Source organism: Chryseobacterium sp. UF-290 (assembly GCF_058245615.1).
The window spans coordinates 22,305-41,266 of record NZ_JBSICB010000009.1 but is presented as its reverse complement, the minus strand read 5'-3'; the positions used below and the strand labels follow the sequence as shown (position 1 = coordinate 41,266).

The window sequence follows — 18,962 nt, the reverse complement described above, 5'->3', positions numbered from 1 at the left end:
CCATATGAAAAAACTTTTATTAGCCTCAGCTTTGACCCTTTCCGCTTTATCCTTTGCACAGGTGCAATGGAATAGCACAAGATTCGGTCTTACAGCAGGTTTAAACTACTCAAGAGTAGCAAATGCCCATAATCCCTCTGGCCCAAGATACACTTTTCAAGGTGGAGCTTTGGCTTTGATCCCCGTAGGGAAGGCAAATCAGTTCTTTATACAACCTGAAGTACTGTACTATGGTGCAGGAGAAACCGGGAAAGATAAAGATGCGAAAGGAAAAGATGGTTATGATGCGGTATATGCCAATAACTATCTGAGTGTTCCTCTTTATTTTAAAGGATACTTTTCAGAAGCTGAATCGGAATTCTTTGGATTGTTAGGACCAAGATTTAACTTTTTGCTGAACCAGGATGTTAAAAATCCACCTGCAAGCAGACCTTATTATGATCCGGATGTTACGGATCCTAGGCAGCCGGCAGGAGTAAGCGGAAAAGCAAAAAGCTTTAACTGGGGACTTGGACTGGGAATAGGATATAGCTATAAGAGACAACTCGAAGTAGCTTTAAAATATGACCTCGGTCTTTCAGATACTTATCCTGACCTTGCAAAAGAAAAAGGAGGTACTGATAAGAAAAAATCAGAGCAGGTAATAGCGCTTAGCTTAAGCTACATATTCAAATAAGATCATTTATTCAGAATATAAAAAATCCCGGAAATGAAAGTTTCCGGGATTTTTGTTTTTATATACTTTATGAGCAAAATCGCAGAAAAGCGAAACTGCTAATTTGCTTTTATACCTTGGTATCAGGAGCTTTTTATAATATATTTAGAACATTGTCCCGGTTAATAGAAATGCAAATATTAACGCTTAAAAACAAAAAGAGCAAATTCACATTCATTGCAAATTTGCCCTTTTATTATATTATTCGCTTCCAGCTCTCTTCGCCCTTTCGCTTTTCTGCGATTTCGCCTTTTCGCCCAATAAACTATCCTTTAATCCACTTCCAAAGCTCTTTCAAGGTCGCTTTATTCCCATACATTAAAATACCTACACGGTAGATTTTCCCGGCCAGGAAGATCATAAAAACGGTCGTTGCCAGCAATAATACAATAGATAATGCAATCTGCCATGCCGGTACTCCAAACGGAATTCTTGCGATCATAGCCACAGGTGAAGTAAATGGAATAATTGATAACCAGAAGCCTAGCGGACCATCAGGATTGTTCATCAATGTGAAACTTCCATACATTCCTAATGTCAGTGGCAAAATAGCAAATAAAGTGAACTGCTGGGTTTCCGTTTCATTATCCACCGCGGAACCTATAGCTGCGTAAATAGAACTGTAAAAAATATATCCTAACAGGAAAAAAACAATGAATACAAAAATGATCAGAGGAAAATTCAGCTCCAATAAGCTGTGAGAGATCTGAGTGGCAAGTTGCCCCATATCCAGCTTACTGGCAATCTCTTCATTTCCGCCGGGAATACCCTTCTGAAGCGGAGAGAAACCTGTATTTAAAACCAATGCTCCAATGACAGACATGGTGATCCAGATCAGAAACTGGGTAAGAGCAACCATAGTGACTCCCAAGATCTTTCCCATCATCAGCTCAAAAGGCTTTACGGAAGAAATGATGATTTCCACAACACGGTTGTTTTTTTCTTCAAGAACGCTTCGCATCACCCTTACTCCATAAATAATGATGAACATAAAAGTAACATACATCAGCACCATGCTCAATCCTGACTTTACCCCGAAAGAAAGATCAGAGTCTTCTTTGTTATTATTCGCAATATTGATGGTCTTCAGGCTGAAGCTTTTATCAAGATCGTTTAGCTGAGCCTCCTGAATACCTAATTGTTTGATCTTTTCTTTTTTGACAACATTACTGATGTCAGAAACGATTCTTTGTTTGGTGTCAAATCCGATCTTGGTATTCATGACCAGCCTTGTTTCTTTTTCAAGCTCATCAAAATTCTGATTTTTCAGTTCAGGCAGGATCAGAATGCCATCCAGTGATTCATTTCCTTTTAAATTATTGATCTTGGATTTTTCGTCAGCAGCAGAAACAAATACATAATTCAGCTTGTCATTGGATTTCAGCTGGTGGGTAAAAAGTCCGCTTTTGTCAACTACCTCTATGATACTGTGCGATTCGTTCGCTTTGAACATTAATCCGATTACAGCCCCAAAGGCAATGATCATAACGGGGGCCAGTAAAGTAAGTATGATGAAAGACTTTTTCTTAACCTGCGTAAGAAATTCTCTCTTTGTAATTAAAAAAATATTATTCATAAAATTAGGAATGGTTACTTACAGCATTAATAAACACCTCATTCATACTCGGAATTCTTTCGTCGAATGATCTCACCTTACCCACGTGTATCAGATCAAGGAGAATATTGTTTTGATCAGCTTCATTTTTCAGATCAAAAGAAACAAGGCTGTTCTCATTCGAGAAATTGAAGAGCTCATACTTGCTCTTAAAGCTTTCAAGCTGATCATGGTTCACCTCAGAAAGCGTAATCCCAAAAATATTTTTCTTGAATTTTTCCCTTACATCAAAAACCCTTCCGTCGATAATTTTCCTGGAGTTGTTGATCAGGGCAACATAATCACACATTTCTTCCACACTTTCCATTCTGTGGGTTGAAAGGATGATTGTTGTTCCGTTATTTTTAAGATCAATGATCTGATCTTTGATTAAGTTGGCGTTGACGGGATCGAAACCGGAGAAAGGTTCGTCAAGAATTAAAAGATGAGGCCTGTGAAGTACCGTTACAACGAACTGGATCTTCTGTGCCATTCCTTTTGAAAGTTCAGACAGCTTTTTCTTCCACCACTGGTCGATGTTGAGCTTTTCAAACCATTTTTTAGCTTCATTCAGGGCATCATTCTTGCTCATTCCTTTCAGCTCTCCGAAATAGAGGATCTGGTCCCCCACGCTCATATTTTTGTAGAGACCTCTTTCTTCCGGCATATAGCCGATATCCTTAATGTGATGGGGATTCAGCTTTTTTCCATTGATAAAGATGTCTCCTGAATCGGCCTGGGTAATCTGGTTAATGATTCGTATGAAAGAAGTTTTTCCGGCTCCGTTAGGACCTAAAAGGCCATAAATACTGCCTTTTGGAACATGGATGCTGAAATCATCCAATGCGACCTTTTTTCCGGAATTATAGGTCTTTTTAATATGTTCAGCTTTTAGCATTAAATCGTTTTTTTATAATTAGTATAAAAAAGTCCCGAAAGTTACGGAAATATTAAAACAGAATTAATGTAAAAGAAAAAATCCTGATGATTATCAGGATTTTAATTTATTGTTTCACGATTTGAGTAACTTTTTGCGTATTGTCGCTTAAAATATATCGGATCATATATTTTCCGGGCTTTAATTTTTCAATATTGATTTCACCGGAATTCATATTGACCGTATAGTTAGCAACCTGCATACCCAAAATAGAATAAAAGGTCACACTTTTGATTCTTAAAGAAGAATCTTTTGCCTTAATGATAAGGAAATCCTTTGCAGGATTTGGGTAGGCAAGCAATACTCCATCATCTGTTTTCTGGGTGATGGAACTCGGCTCTCTAAGCTGAGCTTGTAAATTGTTGGAAAATCCAACAAAAGTGCCTACAAATAAAATTAAAAGTAAAAGTTTTTTCATCAAATTTATAATTTCTCGAATATATGTAACAAATGTAATAAATTCTACAATTTCATACAATAGTTTTTTATAGAACTTATATTAAATTTGTAGAAACTTATTCAAAAAGTATTCCAAAATGATACATTCAAGAAATAGAAGACTTAGAGTTAATGAATCTATCAGAAGTTTGGTAAGAGAAAATGTGCTTACGACTGATGATTTTGTAATGCCGATCTTCGTAATGGAGGGCGAAAACAAGCAGGAGGCGATCCCGTCGATGCCGGGAATTTTCAGGCGGAGTATAGATCTGACGGTGAAGGAATGTAAGGAATTATTTTCTTTGGGGGTAAAAGCTGTCAATTTGTACATGAAAGTGTCAGATCATCTGAAAGATAATACAGGAAAAGAAGCGTGGAACAAAGACGGATTGATGCAGAATACGATCAAAGCGATCAAAGATGCGGTTCCGGGAATGATCGTAATGCCGGACGTAGCTTTAGATCCTTACTCGATCTACGGGCATGACGGAATCATCGAAAACGGAAAAATAATAAATGATGCCACCAATGATGCGCTGGCAAGAATGTCAGTATCTCATGCGGAAGCAGGAGCAGACCTTGTGGCACCAAGTGATATGATGGATGGCAGAGTATTGGTGATCCGTGAAGCATTGGAAGAAAGCGGATTTACAGATGTAGGTATTGTGAGCTATGCCGCCAAATATGCAAGTTCTTTCTATGGACCTTTCAGAAGTGCTTTAGACAGTGCTCCGAAAGATGATATGGAAATTCCGAAAGACAAAAAGACATATCAGATGGATTTCCACAATTCACGTGAAGCACTGAATGAAGTTTATAAAGATATTGAAGAAGGTGCTGATGTGATCATGATCAAACCGGGACTTCCTTATCTGGATATCGTTTCCAAAGTTCGTGAAGCCATTGACCTTCCCATTGCGGTTTACAATGTAAGCGGGGAATACGCTATGGTAAAAGCTGCCGCTCAGAACGGATGGCTCGATAACGATAAAACGATTCTTGAAAGCCTTACCTGCTTTAAAAGAGCAGGAGCAGATATGATCTTTACCTATTTTGCAAAAGAAGCGGCAATATTGTTGAATAAATAGCAGGTAACTATCGTTGAGCCGACACATAAAGGTTAATGATATTAATGATTTTAAAAATTAAAAACAGGCTGTTCATCCGAACAGCCTGTTTTTATATTAATTCTTATTCAATCTTTTCTCTTAATTTTTATGATCAGTTGATCACATGATATTGAAATCTTTACCTTTTGTAAACTTCGCGGCAAAAGGAGCCTGGTTTCCGGAATATTTTAAAACAAAATGCTTTTGTGTGTCTGTATCAATTTTAGCATCAACGTCTACATTCTGAGTCTGAAAACTGAGATCCAGCCCAACGGCAGAATCTTTTTCCAGAAAGATTTCCACACTTTCTGCATAGAATAATGAAGTACTCAGATAATTAAATTTGATATTCTTTCTGTAAGTTTTAGACTTTGTCTGTGTGAAAAGGGAATAGCTTTTCAGGATTTCAATGCCCGGAGAATCAATATTGGTAACTCTTGATTTGGTAACATTATTTACCCTTACAGATAAGCTTTTGGCATTTTTTATATTCCCGTTGATTCCTATATTGAATAGGGAAGGTAGTGATAATCCATATTCGATCATGCTTTCTTTGGTGAATTCAAAATCGGGGATAAGGGCAGGATGCTTGGGAGTATTGATGAGCTGCTCTTTCACCGTATTTAAAGCTCCATCGGAAAATAAATAGCCGATAAGGTTGTTTCCGGTAGTTCTCCAGTTCCGTCCGTTCCATTCGAAGATTTCACAAAGAAGAGTATCTGCTGAAGAATGGGGAAGGAGGTCCATGTCCTGCCATTTGAATACTTCTTTGGCATAAGGCCTTCGGTTGGCAATATTAATGCCCAGATCCAGTGCCAGCAGATCTGTCAGTTCCTGGTTATTTTCCATAATAATTCTATTCTTGATTTGGTTTTATAAAATTATGGAAATAAATTCTTAACTGAGGATATTCCCGCTCAATTATTTTTTATAACCAGCCTTTTTTTCCGTAAACATAAGTATCATCAAACTGCTTATCACTCATAAAGAGATATAATATACCTTCAATAAAAGGAATAATAGATGCCGCTCCTAAAGTAACAACGTTAAGGATCAGCTGAATAACACCTTCTTTGGTATATCCAAGATAAAACTTATTTAAAGCCAGCCAGCCTACCAGAATGCCTAATATCGCAGCTGGAATTTTCTTTTCCGAACGGTACGGCATATTGCTTTGCTGGTTCTGCATATTATCTGTTTTTGTGTAACCGTAATTTTCCATTTCTTAATGTTTTGTAGTGGATTGATTTGCTTTTATGAATAAGTAGATTAAAATGGTAAAAAGTTACAAGGAGCAAAATGGCAAAAAAGGCGAAATTGCAAATTTGTTGATGATCGTTTTACGATTTTACCTTTTTACTTTTTCGCCTATCAGCAAGTTTATATTTTTGATATATTTGCCCTATGATTTTACGAGGAGAAAATTTAATCAAAGAATACGGTCCTAAAAAAGTTGTAAAAGGCGTTTCTGTACAGGTTCAACAGGGAGAAATTGTTGGTTTGCTGGGGCCGAACGGAGCGGGGAAAACCACGTCGTTTTATATGATCGTAGGCTTGGTTAAGCCCACTTCAGGGAAGATTTTTCTGGATAAACAGGAGATCACTACCGATGCCATGTACCGAAGAGCCCAGAAGGGAATCGGGTATCTGGCGCAGGAAGCTTCCGTTTTCAGAAAATTGTCTGTGGAAGAGAACATTATGGGTGTGTTACAGTTGACTAAGCTTTCAAAGCGGGAGCAGCAAATCAAATGTGATGAACTGATCGAAGAATTTTCTTTACAGCATGTCCGTAAAAACAGAGGAGATCTTCTTTCCGGAGGGGAAAGACGTAGAACGGAAATTGCCCGCTGTCTTGCCACAAGCCCGAACTTTATTCTTTTGGATGAGCCGTTTGCAGGGGTAGACCCGATTGCGGTAGAAGATATCCAGAAAATTGTAAGAAGCCTTGTTGACAAAAATATCGGAATTCTGATCACAGACCACAACGTACAGCAGACCCTTGCCATTACCAACAAGACCTACATTATGTTTGAAGGAAAGATCCTGAAAGAAGGACTTCCTGAAGATCTTGCGAATGATCCGCAGGTAAGAGAAGCCTATCTCGGTGAAAACTTCGTCTATCAAAGTATTCTGGATAAGCCTAAAAAGAAAAAATATGCCTACAACATCTGGGCGGGTAATTTTGACTCAAAAGCTAAGCTACAGGGGTTTGTGGATGAAAACTTTAAAAAGTTTGATGATCTGAGACTGATGTACGGTTTCGAAGATATCAGCTTTGCTTCACTGGCAAACTCTGAAATAGAACATATCTTTAATGATGTTGTAGATAAGAATGCCAACAATTCATTTGTTTTCCAGAAAAAAGAAATCAATACCCAGTATTCGCTGGAACAGGCCGCAGCAGAATCTAAGGAAATAAGCAAACCGGAACTGCATTATCTCACTACCTATATGTATGAAGGATAAAATCTAAGCAATTTATTTGCTGAAAATCATAATAAAAACGTACCTTTTTCTCTTGGAAACGGTACGTTTTTTAGTTTTAAATAATTCCTATGGCAAAACCTTTTAACAGAACAGTTACTTTATTCGGAATTTATAAGCAGCTTGTTCCATTCATCAGACCTTATCGGCCAATGATCTATGGGACCTTATTTCTGACCTTTTTAGGAGCCCTGGCAGCACAGGTAAACCCGATTGTCTTGAAATATACGGTAGATGAGGTGACGAAACTTACGCATCTTCCGCATCCGATGTCAGAAGGAATTCACATTCTGATCGTTATTTCTGTGATCTTATTGGGGAAGGAGCTTTTAAATATCTTTATCAATTTCGGACAGAAATTCTATGGTGAAAAGATCAGGATCAATGTAAGCTCTGTTTTGGCACAATCAGCGATTGACAAAATTTTAACTTACAAGGTTGCTTATTTTAATGATGAGAACCACGAATCCGGAAAGCTGCAGATCAGAATAGACCGTGGGATTGAAAGTCTTACCAAGCTGGTGCAGAACTTTTTTATCGATATTCTTCCTTTATTTTCCAATGCGATCATAGCCCTGATCATTATGTATATGCAGAATGTATATGTGGGAGCCGTTTCTACGATTATCGTTCCTATTTATTTCTATATAAGTTCCCTGCAGGCTAAAAAACTGAGCGGAGTACGCCGGCAGCTCAGAAATCAGAGGGAAAAGAAGACCTCAGGACTTCTGAATCTGATCAATTCTATTATGGTTATTAAAAGCTTTGTCCGTGAAAAATTTGAAGGTAAAAAACAGTATGATCTTCAGATGCAGCTGATGGAAAGCCAGATGTTTACCAGAAAGACCAACTTTATTTATGATGGCTTAAAAACCTTTATCGAGCAGTTCGGAGTGGTTTTAATCATTCTCTTAACGGTTTATCTGGTACTTGACCAGCAAATGACCATTGGTGCGATCATGCTCCATATTATGCTCTTCAATAATGTGTCAGCGCCTATCCGTCAATTGCACAGGATCTATGATGATATGAATGATGCCATGATCTATGCTGAAGGATATTTTGATATTTTAAATGCCAATGATGAAACTGAACCGAACGGAAACTTCATAGAAAAAGAGATCAAAGGAACTTTCGAACTGAAGAATGTTGATTTTACTTATCCTAACGGTACAAAGGCTCTTCACAATGTTTCCATGAAAATTGAAAATGGGAAGACCACTGCTTTGGTAGGGCTGAGTGGCGCAGGGAAATCTACGGTAATTAATCTTTTATGTAAGTTCTATCTTCCGGATTCCGGAGAAATTTTGTTGGATGGGGTAAACCTGAATGATTACGACAATAGCTTTCTCCGAAGTGATCTTGGACTGGTACTTCAGAGGAATCACATTTTTCAGGGAAGTATCGAAGATAACATCAGGTATGGAGATATGAATGCCAGCTTTGAGCAGATTGAAGAAGCGGCAAAAAAAGCCTATCTGCATGACCAGATCATGGATCTCCCTGATCAGTACAGACATGATGCGACACAGCTTTCAGGAGGCCAGCAGCAAAGGATTGCGATTGCAAGACTGTTCTTAAAGAATCCTCCGATCATTTTTCTGGACGAGCCTACAGCCAGTTTGGATGCTATTGCAACAGAGCAGATCAAAAATTCCCTGGATGCTATAAAAGAGGGCAGAACAGTGATCATTATTTCCCATTCTTTATCCCAGATCTTGGATTCGGATATTATTTATGTCATGAAAAAAGGAAGGGTAGTTGAAAACGGAACGCATGATGAGCTTTATAATAAAGAGGGTACTTACCGTGAAATTTTTGATGCGTCAGCCCGAAGTCTGAATCTGGATAAGCTGGTCAATACATATAAAGAAAATTAAATAAAAAGCAATTCATACCTCGGAAAAGAATTTTAGCTTTGTTGGAGCAATATGAACGATCACTACCTAAAAAAACTAGACCGGGTAACCGCTATTCTTACCCAGCTGCAGTCCAGGCCTGTTGTAAGAGCACAGGATCTGGCTGAAAAATTTGATGTAAGTATCAGAACGATCTACCGTGATGTAAAAACCCTTGAAAATGCCGGAATTCCTATTGTTGGTGAAGCGGGAAACGGGTATTCCTTAATGGAGGGATATAAGCTTCCTCCGGTGATGTTTACCAAAGAGGAAGTGTTAAGCTTCATCACTGCTGAAAAGCTGATGGAGAAATTCTCCCATCAGAGCTTAGGGAGCCATTATCAGGCCGCTATGGAAAAAGTACGGTCAGTATTGCGCTATTCAGACAAAAATCTGATTCAGAATATCGAAAAGCAGATTGATGTCTTTAGCTTTCATGCCCATTCAGAAGACTCTCTTAAAAACGTTATTCCCATTATTTTGGAAAGTATTGCAGAGAAAACTCAGTTGAATATAGAATATCAGACAGTAGACGGGAGAGTGACCAACAGGACTATAGAAGCGGTAGGAATTTTCCTTGAGTTTAATTTTTGGTATATCATGGCATTCTGTACCCTGAGAAAAGATTTCAGACAATTTCGGGTGGACAGAATTCTGGAAATTTCGAAAACCCAGAATCCATTTTTGCAGGAATATGGTCAGATAAATGATTACAGAAAAAGATCACATGGAAATAAAGTCAAAGCTAAACTTTTGGTCGACAAAAAGATTATGGCTTATCTGGTCAACTCCAAAAGATACTACGGACTGGTCGAAGAAGTGGAAACTGATCATGGAGTAGAAATGACCTTTGAAACAGAGTGGATAGAGGATGGATTTCCCCGATGGCTGATTACTTTTGCAGACTATGCCACCGTGTTAGAACCGGAAAGCCTTCGCGTACGTCTCAATGAATTGCTTGTAAAAATGACTGAAAGACATCAGTAAAAACCCCAACAGAGTAATTGTTGAGGTTTGTTTTAAGACAATAGATGAAATGGTTTATTGTGGCAAAATTGCAAAAAGCAAAAAGGCAAAGCCGCAAGCAGATGATACAATTGAATTGATATGAGTTTTGTTTAGATTGAGTGTACAGATCATTATTGAGGATAATAACATCGGTAGATCTGCCTGTTTTTTTGCCCTTTTACCTTTCCGCTTTTATTAAAATCTCTCCCAGAAGAAAGGTGGTTCAATTCCCAATGCTCTCAGATAGACGTAGCCTTGTGCACGGTGATGGATTTCGTTGTCTATGAAATAAAGAATGTTTTCATATATCGGAAATTCATATTGTCCGAATAAATTGAATGTTTCCTGGAAGCGCTCTTCAGAAATCTGATTGAAATAATGGTTGATCACTTCAGTTTCTTCGTCCCATTTTTTTAAGATCTCTTCTTTTGTTTTTGGAGTAAAGCCTTCCTCATCATAAGCTTCTGTATTTCCTTCAACGATTCCCTTTAATGCCGGGCCGCCAATGCTGATCATCTCTACGGCCAGTTTTGCGAACGGTCTCATCCCGCCAACTGAAAATTCAAATAGCTCTTTTTCAGGAAAAGTTTCAATGACTCTTCTTGTAAGATTTCTGTGTCCCTGCCAGTCTTTTAATAACTGTTCTGTGGTCATAAATTGCTTTGTGGCTGTTGCTGTAGTTGTCATAATATATTGTTTTTGTTTGTTGTTGAAACAAAGGTAAGAGGAGATTATGACAACAGTTTGTCAGCAGGATTTTTCATATTGGAAAAATATTTTTTTCTTTGCTAAAATATCCGGAACTACTTTTCCGTTAGAAGAGAGGATATTAATAAAAAGAAATTGATTATTTAGAATTATGAAGAAGTATATTTTGCCTGTTGTTACGACTCTTTTATTAGTATCATGCAATAAAATTGAAGAAAAGATCGACCGGACCGTTCAAAAAACTACCGAAACGGTGCAGCAAAAAACCGAGAAGATAGTAGAAGAAACGGTTAGAAAAACGGTCAATGAATCTATAAACTCTTTAACGAATTCCCAGGACGTCAAATTCAATGAGGTTTTTCCAGATACCGGCAGTGCTATTGTTTCAGAAGAGAGAGGGAAGAAAATTAAAATTCCGGGCAGACCTGAAGGATATATATTCAAATACAAGGCTGACATTGCCGTATTGCTTCCTTTTCTGGAAGAGCAGCCTGCTTCAGATGAAAGCAAATCTGAAAAGAAAGCCCGCAGGATCGATGGAAAAAGTATCCTTGACAAAATAAATTTTATCTCTAAATTCCTTCCTGAAAATACTTTCGATACAAGCTTCCTGGAAGATATTAAGAATGATAAGAACATTGAATACTATAAACTGAAAAGATTTCCTAATAGTAGTACAATTATCTACAACCCAAAAAATCAGACCATCATACAGTACGTAGAGGTAAATAAATAATTTGGATATGGCCGGTTTTTTGCCGGCCATTTTTGTGGTATAATGTCATGGCGAGCCAAAAGAGAATCAATCTTTGATTTAGACCTATGATCATTAATACATTTTACTTTTTACATTGTACAAAAAAAAGTATTTTAGTAGTATGAAAATTTATACAAAAACAGGAGATAAGGGCCAGACGGCGCTCTATGGCGGAACAAGAGTTTCCAAAGCCAGTGCGAGAGTTGAAAGCTACGGAAATATAGACGAGCTGAACTCATTCATCGGAATTGCCAAAAGCCATATTGAAGATGAAGAGGTATTAAGACAACTGAAGAAAATACAGTTTGACCTGTTCACTGTAGGTTCAGAAGCCGCAACACCAGTGGATAAGTTGATGCTGGCTAACGGAAAATCACGTCTTCCTATCATTATTTCAGAAGCCGAGATCGAAGAGCTGGAACAGTGGATGGATGCCTTTGATGAAAAGCTGGAACCGCTTCAGTATTTTATTCTTCCCGGAGGTGGAAAGCCAGCGACATTTTTACATGCAGCAAGAACCATCTGCAGAAGGGCAGAGCGTTCATTGGTATTCTTAAATGAATCTGAAGAAGTACGTCCTGAACTGATCAAATATTTAAACAGGCTTTCAGATTATCTTTTTGTACTGGCAAGGTATATATCAAAACTGAACAACGAACCGGAGGAATACTGGAACCCGAATGAGAGATAAAGCATTACTTTTCATCAATGGAGATGCTCCAAAATCCTTACCGGATCTTGAAAATTATGACCTGATCGCTTGTACGGACGGTGCCTTTCACTATTTAAAAAGAATGGCTTTTCCTCCGGATAAGCTCGATTTTATTTCAGGTGATTTTGATTCACATTGCGGATCGGATGAAGAGATGTATGAGGAGAAATTTATCCTTACATTAGACCAAGATAAGACAGATTTTCATAAAGCCTTGGAAATCATTCTGGAAAAAGGCTTTTCAGAGATTGATGTTTTCGGAGGAAGCGGGGGAGAGCAGGATCATTTCCTCGGAAATCTTACCGTAGCCTATGCATTCAAAGAACGTATGAATATCAGGTTTTATGATGAATTTTCAGAATATTATTTTATTTCCAGCCGTTTTAAAATTAAAGGAGTAAAAAGTAAAATGATTTCTCTTTATCCTTTTCCGTCGGTAAATAATATAACGACCAAAGGGCTTAACTGGCCGTTGACGAATGGACATTTAAGTATTACCTCAAGAATAGGTACCCGAAATTTTGCTATTGAAGACGAGGTTTCCATTGAATATGAATCGGGGGATCTGTTGTTATTTGTAGGGATCAATGAAGTAGAATATCCCAATATTTATTAAAGCAATATTTTCATTGGGTAATTATTGATAGAAAGAGCTTTCCACTTGATAAAAACAAAGTCAATTGGCTTATCATGAATAAATTTTGAACAGTACCACCATCGGATCTGCCAAAATGTCCTCCTCCAAGGATTTGACGGGTGGTTAAAATTTCTCAATTAAATAAAAACATTTGAATAAACTAATCAAAATATCAGTTTTCACGATTTCATTATGCTGTACCTTATCATGTAAAACGCAGCATTTTGAAGCTCCGGAATATGGCAAAAATGAAGCTGATAAAGTATTCAGAATCAGAAAGGTAACTAATTTCCGGACAGTTGGAAATCTTAAAAATACAGAAGGCCGGATTTTAAAGGAAGGAAAATTGTATAGAAGTGCTCATCTTCATAAGCTGAAAAAGAGATCTTTTAATGCTCTTGAAGAGCTGGGAATAAAAGAAATCATTGATCTCAGAAACTCAAAGGAGATCGCACAAAAACCAGATCAGCTTCCTGATGAAATAACTTATAAAAAATATTCAGCTTTTGAAGATGAAGGAGATCAGCTTGCGCAGGCAAAGAAGCTTGTCCTTAAAGGGAAGGTAAACGCTGCGGATGCGGATAAAAGAATGATGGATTTCTATCGTGAATATGTTACTGAAAATCCGGAAGTGATAAAGAAAATTATTACCGGAATTCTGGAGTCTGATCAGCCGGTTCTTTATCATTGTACTGCAGGTAAAGACAGAACCGGTATTACTACCGCCTTGATCCTGGCGATATTAAAATTTGATCAGGAAACCATTTACAACGAATACCTTTTGTCTAATAACTACAGAAAAGATCTTGTTCAGAAAAGACTCAAGCTGGCTAGCAACCTGCATTTTCTGTATCCGAAAATGGATTTGCAGGTGCTGGAAAAACTGAGCTGGGTAGAAAAAAGATACCTTGATGCCGCTTTTGAGGAAATCAATAAAAAGTATGGCTCCACTGATGCTTATATTCAGCAGGTATTAGGAATTTCAGATACTAAAAGAGAGGAATATATTCAAAAGTTTACGTTTTGATTCTGTAATAAGGTAACGAAAAAGCCAGAACAGAAATATTCTGGACTGGCTTAATGATATTTGAATTTCAGGTCGTTAATTTTTAAGTACTTTTTTAGTGATCTCTCCTTTTTCAGTATAGATTTTTAGGATATAAGCACCTTTCTGTAAACCCGATGTGTCAATTTGCGCCTTGTTCCCGTTCTGTTGAAGGCTTTGTCTGGAAATCAGACGTCCGGTCATATCAATAAGTTCAGCTCTGGTTAATTTATCTTTAGTATTGATATATACCACATCTTTGGCAGGATTAGGGAATATGGAAAGGTCATTTTTGATGACTTCATCCACAGCCAGTAAAGAACAGCTCAAAACATCGGCAGGAGGCATATCAAATGCTTGAGTACCATCGATACGTGACGCAGAGGTTCCCTGATTTGCGCTGTAGCCTAATCCTCTCTTTGCAAAAGCTTCCCATATATCACATTTATTTTGTCCTCCATATAGAGCATCGTCTGCCTGAAGTATAGCGTTACGTCCATCTACAAATCCTGGATTCGCTACTCCCATTTTCATTCCCTGTATGACCAGATTAAGAGCAATATTATTTCCTCCGGTGCTTCCTTTGATATCCGGATTAAAGCCGTATTTATTGACTAAAGCCCAATGCATCTCCCAGAGCATCAAAGCCCACAGATAGCCGGTGGGGTGTTCAAGGTTTGCTCCGGCACCTATTATTTTCAGGTAATCATAGGTATGAGGATTTACATTCATGTCTGTAGTATAGGGAAGTACACGCATACCGCTGCCGCCAAAGGCATATGATCCCATATTGATCTGGTCAGCGGCTGTCTGGCTGGGCTGTTGGGTAAGATTAATGGCAAAATAATCGCTCCATCCTTCTCCCATCTGCTCCTCTCCGCTCTGGGCATCATTCATCAGACGTTTACTTACAGCATGGGTATACTCGTGTAGAATAACCTGGCTGTCCAGCCCTCCGTTTCTTTTGGTTAAAGCAAAACCTTCAGCAGGAAGAGTGGCTGTGATGGTCTGATTATTATTCAGTGCAGTACGGATCTGATCTCCGATCCCTTTATTTATTGCTGCTACCGGTATTGCCAGGGTTGGATTTCCAATGTCAAGCGCTCCGGACATATCAGTAGTGGAATTATTAAGAATGATAATTCCTTTTGGATTGAAATCTTTGATTTTGTTTACTTTATCCGTGAAATTACATGTCCCTCTGTTAACGGCAACGATTTTGCCTGAAAATTCAGAGGAGTTGACAGCTACTTCACATCCGTCATTCGGATCTCCTCCGGTACCGTCATTGTATAATATAAGATCTCCGGTAATATTAGATGTTGTATAAGGATAACTATTATTTCCTAATACTCCCGGATAATGTCCGGTGAGAGGTCCCTGGGAAATATTCATTACTCCCGCATTGTTAGGGGTTTCGAAAGTATAGAAAAGGGCGGTAGGATTTTTTACTAATAATCCTGAATAGCCCATTACCGCATTATTCACTACTCTGGACTGTCCTAATCCCGAAGAGGTAAAACCAATTAAATTATTCCCCTCTCCTTCATTGGCCTGAAAACTGCCGGCTGCCGGAGTGAATCCATGATGATAAAGTACATCGTGAATGAAATTCGTAGAATAGAACATCTGAGTATTGGCAAGATCTGTATACGCTAAAGGATCATAATTGGTTGAGTTACCAGGGTTGGGAAAGTCAAAAACGTAATTGTTACCTTTTGTTTCATTTTTGATATATGATTTATTCATGATAAGCATTAAAGCAAATGCGTTAACCAGATCACTGAATTCACCATTGGCGTCATATCCGACATGTGAATTGTTCCCTATCGTATATTCATCAGTTACAGAAGCGTTAGTAACGTAGCTCAATTTTTTATGCCATCCTTCGGCAGAGGCTACAGGATCTGAAACATTGCTCAGCAGGGTGTAGTCGTGGTCCAGCGGACTATTAAAATTTGCAGGTACGACCCGGTAAGAGCCGTCGGCTGTATAAGGTGCTGTCTGGTATTCTTTTTTTATCCATTCAAAATCTTCAGGATTATTTTTATAGATATTATTGTTAGGGAAACCAGGTTGGAATGTACAGGAATTGATAATCGGTTTTTTAGATAGCAGATCCCCGGTATTGGCATCAATAATGGTCTCATAGGCAGAATGCTGATGACCGTGTTCATCATCAGCTCCCGGAGTTTTAATATCTGCGAGTAAAATCCAGGCTAATTTAAGCTGATTATGATCGTTATAATACATCAGATAGGCAGGTGAATTCTCTATGAACGCTACATCATTGCCTGTAACTTTCTGTTTTAGCTGTTCAGGATTTTTTTTAATATCCTCAGCGTTTTGAATAAGAATGAAATTTTTTCCTGATTTCCGGGCAAATTTTTCGATGGCTTCTGATGCATTGAGTTTCGGAGAGGTTTCCAGGCTCTTACTTTTTGAGACTGTAATAAAACTGTTGTTGAAATTCTGTACTTTTCCATCTTTCAGGGCAAATGTTCCAAAGGCTTGGAAAACAGGGATTCCATTGATCTTTTGCTGTACTTTTACATACTCGGTCCCGTTAATGGTTTCGTGGTCATTGATGACATTATATTCAACAGGGCTAGTGATTATTTTCTGATTTACAGCGGTTGTTTTCAGAAAATGGTTTACAATTTCAAGACGATTTTGTGCAATGGCACCAATCGAAAATAACATGGTGGCTAGAAGTAAGTTTTTTTTCATAATTAATTCAATTTTTCACAGTTAGTAGAATAAATTGGATTTTGTTACAAATAGAATCTCAGTTAGTTAACCTTGAGTCCGGATTAAGAAATTAGGAGTTAAAGATTGGAAGAAGAGAAGTGGACGTTAATGTGAACCGATATCTTTTTATTTATCACAAAGCCGATACTGATTCATAAATAAAAATCCCAGACATGTATTTTAAAAATTAACACTATTGAGAGCCTGTTTAAATGTAATTGCTGATAATTTTGTCTAATTAATTAATGCTTTATTTTTTATTCTCCCACTGATTTTCCCGATTCAGCAGATAGATAATTATTCGTAAATCAAATCAGCGAGATTTGCAGAATCAGCGAGAAATAATATTTTAATACAAATTTAAACAGGCTCTGGGTTTAGATTATTTTTTCAAATTTTAATAACTTCTTCTTCCAGTCTCTTTATCTTCTTCTAAAACACAATATCTTATTCAGAACTAAGGTTATTGATGTATTCATATTAAATTTTACCACATGACAAAAGATGAAATGGTTGATAATAAAATGTTTGTATTTGTATATTTATGATATTCAGTATGGTAAAGTAAATTTATCTGCTGGAAGATAGCGAAAGAACAGAACTCGATTTCTGTGGAAAATTATAATAAATTTAACACCTAAAAATGAAACTTTTTTAGCAATTTTGCATTTCTTAATTCACTTGTTTAGAAATGAAAATAAAGTACTCGGAACTTATTGATCAGACATTATATTTTCCTACGGAGGAATTTAATGTTTCTGAGAACAATTTGTTGTTTCACGATATTCCTTTGATGGATGTAGTTGAACAATTTGGCACCCCGCTAAAAATTAGCTATCTGCCGAGAATTTCTCAAAATATTCAGAAAGCAAAAAGCTGGTTTAAAGAAGCTTTTGAGAAGACCGAATATAAAAAGAATTATACCTACTGTTACTGTACAAAATCCAGCCACTTCAACTTTGTATTGGAAGAAGCTTTAAAGAATGATATTTCTATAGAAACTTCTTCTGCCTATGATATGGATATTGTAAAATCCCTTTATGAAAAAGGTAAGGTAGATAAAAATATCGAAGTGATCTGTAATGGTTTTAAGACCGATGATTATCTGGCGAAGATTTCGGATATGATCAACAGTGGTTTTGAAAATATTACCCCTATTCTGGATAACTACCGTGAGCTGGATAAGCTTACAGAAAGCATAGATTCCACTTTCGATATCGGAATCAGAATTGCTTCTGAAGAAGAGCCTAAGTTCGAGTTTTATACTTCAAGATTAGGAATCGGATATAAAGATATTATCCCGTATTACAGCCAAAAAATTGCGGAACATCCGAATGCAAGGCTGAAAATGCTTCATTTCTTTATCAATACCGGGATCAAGGATACCGCATATTACTGGAATGAACTGTACAAATGTCTTCGTGTATATGCACGTTTGAAGAAAATTGCTCCGGAAGTGGATTCACTGAATATAGGTGGAGGCTTCCCGATCAAAACTTCCCTGAACTTTGATTATGATTATCAGTATATGGTGGAAGAGATCGTTTCTCAGATCAAGAAATTCTGTGAAGAGGAAGGGGTGGAAGAACCCAACATCTATACTGAATTCGGAAGCTTTACAGTAGGAGAGAGTGGGGCTAACCTTTATAAGATCATTTCTCAGAAACGTCAGAATGACAGAGAGAAGTGGAATATGATCGATTCTTCTTTCATGACTACACTTCCTGATACATGGGCTATCTCAAGACACTTTATCATGCTTCCGCTCAACCGTTGGGAAGATACATATGAAAGAGTATTTCTGGGAGGATTAACCTGTGATTCAGATGATTATTATAATTCTGAACAGCATACCAACGCCATCTATTTACCGGTTTTCAGCGATACGAAACCTTTGTATATCGGATTCTTTCATACAGGAGCATATCAGGAAACCATCGGAGGCTACGGTGGAGTACACCACTGCCTGATGCCTCAGCCAAGACACATCCTGATCCAGAAAGATGAAAACGGTGAACTGCAATACGAAATTTTCCGTGAGAAGCAGGAACCTGAAGACATTTTGAAGCTTTTGGGTTACAAATAAGATATAACCTGTTCCTGTCATTGCGAGGAACGATAGTGACGAAGCAATCTCATTTTCATGAAAATTTAACCATTAAGATTTTT

The 18,962-nt window shown here is 37.6% G+C and carries 16 protein-coding genes and 1 pseudogene; 10 read left to right on the top strand and 7 right to left on the bottom strand.

Annotated features, from left to right (window positions below; genetic code table 11):
• The first annotated feature begins 4 nt into the window (after window positions 1-4).
• Window positions 5-676, top strand: coding sequence for a porin family protein (locus tag AC4IF5_RS12075; RefSeq protein WP_490734825.1), 672 nt, complete (start codon window positions 5-7; stop codon window positions 674-676).
• Window positions 677-980: 304 nt separating this feature from the next.
• Here AC4IF5_RS12075 and AC4IF5_RS12070 read toward each other — a convergent pair whose 3' ends face one another.
• The 3 genes from AC4IF5_RS12070 to AC4IF5_RS12060 all read right to left on the bottom strand — a co-directional run bounded on the left by AC4IF5_RS12070 (window position 981) and on the right by AC4IF5_RS12060 (window position 3,664).
• A complete protein-coding gene (locus AC4IF5_RS12070) occupies window positions 981-2,291 on the bottom strand; it encodes an ABC transporter permease (protein ID WP_490734823.1) in 1,311 nt (436 codons plus the stop codon).
• 4 nt (window positions 2,292-2,295) lie between these two features.
• Complete coding sequence (locus tag AC4IF5_RS12065; RefSeq protein WP_490734821.1) at window positions 2,296-3,207, bottom strand: ABC transporter ATP-binding protein; 912 nt, start codon at window positions 3,205-3,207, stop codon at window positions 2,296-2,298.
• Between the two features lie 106 nt (window positions 3,208-3,313).
• Window positions 3,314-3,664 (bottom strand): T9SS type A sorting domain-containing protein, encoded by a 351-nt coding sequence (locus AC4IF5_RS12060; protein WP_490734820.1) that lies wholly within the window; start codon window positions 3,662-3,664, stop codon window positions 3,314-3,316.
• Window positions 3,665-3,782: 118 nt separating this feature from the next.
• Between AC4IF5_RS12060 and hemB the strand changes: the two genes are divergently transcribed.
• A complete protein-coding gene (gene hemB / locus AC4IF5_RS12055; protein ID WP_490734818.1) occupies window positions 3,783-4,772 on the top strand; it encodes a porphobilinogen synthase in 990 nt (329 codons plus the stop codon).
• A gap of 141 nt (window positions 4,773-4,913) precedes the next feature.
• Here hemB and AC4IF5_RS12050 read toward each other — a convergent pair whose 3' ends face one another.
• Together AC4IF5_RS12050 and AC4IF5_RS12045 are read right to left on the bottom strand one after the other, a co-directional pair.
• Window positions 4,914-5,642, bottom strand: a complete 729-nt coding sequence (locus tag AC4IF5_RS12050; protein WP_490734816.1) for a hypothetical protein — start codon at window positions 5,640-5,642, stop codon at window positions 4,914-4,916.
• A 79-nt stretch (window positions 5,643-5,721) separates the two neighbouring features.
• Window positions 5,722-6,015 carry a TM2 domain-containing protein gene (locus AC4IF5_RS12045; protein WP_490734814.1) on the bottom strand — a complete coding sequence of 98 codons (294 nt, stop codon included), beginning with the start codon at window positions 6,013-6,015 and terminating at the stop codon, window positions 5,722-5,724.
• A 182-nt stretch (window positions 6,016-6,197) separates the two neighbouring features.
• On the opposite strand from AC4IF5_RS12045, the pseudogene lptB reads away from it, so the two are divergent.
• From lptB to AC4IF5_RS12030, 3 genes and pseudogenes are all read left to right on the top strand, one after another.
• A pseudogene (lptB, locus tag AC4IF5_RS12040) lies at window positions 6,198-6,923 on the top strand (LPS export ABC transporter ATP-binding protein); the annotation flags it as partial.
• Window positions 6,924-7,429: 506 nt separating this feature from the next.
• The gene (locus tag AC4IF5_RS12035; protein WP_490735066.1) at window positions 7,430-9,157 is read left to right on the top strand and encodes an ABC transporter ATP-binding protein; all 1,728 of its coding nucleotides are present in this window, start codon (window positions 7,430-7,432) and stop codon (window positions 9,155-9,157) included.
• A gap of 51 nt (window positions 9,158-9,208) precedes the next feature.
• Window positions 9,209-10,162 carry a helix-turn-helix transcriptional regulator gene (locus AC4IF5_RS12030; protein ID WP_490734812.1) on the top strand — a complete coding sequence of 318 codons (954 nt, stop codon included), beginning with the start codon at window positions 9,209-9,211 and terminating at the stop codon, window positions 10,160-10,162.
• A 216-nt stretch (window positions 10,163-10,378) separates the two neighbouring features.
• Here the strand turns inward: AC4IF5_RS12030 and AC4IF5_RS12025 are convergent, their stop codons facing one another.
• Window positions 10,379-10,870 carry a DinB family protein gene (locus AC4IF5_RS12025; protein ID WP_490734810.1) on the bottom strand — a complete coding sequence of 164 codons (492 nt, stop codon included), beginning with the start codon at window positions 10,868-10,870 and terminating at the stop codon, window positions 10,379-10,381.
• 172 nt (window positions 10,871-11,042) lie between these two features.
• Between AC4IF5_RS12025 and AC4IF5_RS12020 the strand changes: the two genes are divergently transcribed.
• From AC4IF5_RS12020 to AC4IF5_RS12005, 4 genes are all read left to right on the top strand, one after another.
• A complete protein-coding gene (locus AC4IF5_RS12020; protein WP_490734808.1) occupies window positions 11,043-11,627 on the top strand; it encodes a hypothetical protein in 585 nt (194 codons plus the stop codon).
• Window positions 11,628-11,769: 142 nt separating this feature from the next.
• Window positions 11,770-12,339 carry a cob(I)yrinic acid a,c-diamide adenosyltransferase gene (locus AC4IF5_RS12015; protein WP_490734806.1) on the top strand — a complete coding sequence of 190 codons (570 nt, stop codon included), beginning with the start codon at window positions 11,770-11,772 and terminating at the stop codon, window positions 12,337-12,339.
• Window positions 12,329-12,976 carry a thiamine diphosphokinase gene (locus AC4IF5_RS12010; protein WP_490734804.1) on the top strand — a complete coding sequence of 216 codons (648 nt, stop codon included), beginning with the start codon at window positions 12,329-12,331 and terminating at the stop codon, window positions 12,974-12,976. The genes AC4IF5_RS12015 and AC4IF5_RS12010 overlap by 11 nt, the downstream gene beginning before the upstream one ends.
• 172 nt (window positions 12,977-13,148) lie before the next feature.
• Entirely contained in the window at window positions 13,149-14,024 is an 876-nt protein-coding gene (locus tag AC4IF5_RS12005) for a tyrosine-protein phosphatase (protein ID WP_490734802.1), read from the top strand.
• 75 nt (window positions 14,025-14,099) lie between these two features.
• Here AC4IF5_RS12005 and AC4IF5_RS12000 read toward each other — a convergent pair whose 3' ends face one another.
• Entirely contained in the window at window positions 14,100-16,772 is a 2,673-nt protein-coding gene (locus tag AC4IF5_RS12000) for a M36 family metallopeptidase (protein ID WP_490734800.1), read from the bottom strand.
• A 712-nt stretch (window positions 16,773-17,484) separates the two neighbouring features.
• Here AC4IF5_RS12000 and AC4IF5_RS11995 point away from each other — a divergent pair.
• The gene (locus AC4IF5_RS11995) at window positions 17,485-18,879 is read left to right on the top strand and encodes a type III PLP-dependent enzyme domain-containing protein (protein ID WP_490734798.1); all 1,395 of its coding nucleotides are present in this window, start codon (window positions 17,485-17,487) and stop codon (window positions 18,877-18,879) included.
• The last annotated feature ends 83 nt before the right edge of the window (window positions 18,880-18,962 follow it).

Excerpts from the sequence above, each read along its gene's own strand:
- AC4IF5_RS12075 (WP_490734825.1), top strand. The coding sequence starts at position 5 with ATGAAAAAACTTTTATTAGCCTCAGCTTTGACCCTTTCCGCTTTATCC.
- AC4IF5_RS12015 (WP_490734806.1), top strand. The coding sequence starts at position 11,770 with ATGAAAATTTATACAAAAACAGGAGATAAGGGCCAGACGGCGCTCTAT.
- AC4IF5_RS12025 (WP_490734810.1), bottom strand. The coding sequence starts at position 10,870 with ATGACAACTACAGCAACAGCCACAAAGCAATTTATGACCACAGAACAG.
- AC4IF5_RS12050 (WP_490734816.1), bottom strand. The coding sequence starts at position 5,642 with ATGGAAAATAACCAGGAACTGACAGATCTGCTGGCACTGGATCTGGGC.
- AC4IF5_RS12065 (WP_490734821.1), bottom strand. The coding sequence starts at position 3,207 with ATGCTAAAAGCTGAACATATTAAAAAGACCTATAATTCCGGAAAAAAG.
- AC4IF5_RS12060 (WP_490734820.1), bottom strand. The coding sequence starts at position 3,664 with ATGAAAAAACTTTTACTTTTAATTTTATTTGTAGGCACTTTTGTTGGA.
- AC4IF5_RS12020 (WP_490734808.1), top strand. The coding sequence starts at position 11,043 with ATGAAGAAGTATATTTTGCCTGTTGTTACGACTCTTTTATTAGTATCA.
- AC4IF5_RS11995 (WP_490734798.1), top strand. The coding sequence starts at position 17,485 with ATGAAAATAAAGTACTCGGAACTTATTGATCAGACATTATATTTTCCT.
- AC4IF5_RS12070 (WP_490734823.1), bottom strand. The coding sequence starts at position 2,291 with ATGAATAATATTTTTTTAATTACAAAGAGAGAATTTCTTACGCAGGTT.
- AC4IF5_RS12045 (WP_490734814.1), bottom strand. The coding sequence starts at position 6,015 with ATGGAAAATTACGGTTACACAAAAACAGATAATATGCAGAACCAGCAA.
- AC4IF5_RS12000 (WP_490734800.1), bottom strand. The coding sequence starts at position 16,772 with ATGAAAAAAAACTTACTTCTAGCCACCATGTTATTTTCGATTGGTGCC.
- AC4IF5_RS12010 (WP_490734804.1), top strand. The coding sequence starts at position 12,329 with ATGAGAGATAAAGCATTACTTTTCATCAATGGAGATGCTCCAAAATCC.
- AC4IF5_RS12030 (WP_490734812.1), top strand. The coding sequence starts at position 9,209 with ATGAACGATCACTACCTAAAAAAACTAGACCGGGTAACCGCTATTCTT.
- hemB (WP_490734818.1), top strand. The coding sequence starts at position 3,783 with ATGATACATTCAAGAAATAGAAGACTTAGAGTTAATGAATCTATCAGA.
- AC4IF5_RS12035 (WP_490735066.1), top strand. The coding sequence starts at position 7,430 with ATGATCTATGGGACCTTATTTCTGACCTTTTTAGGAGCCCTGGCAGCA.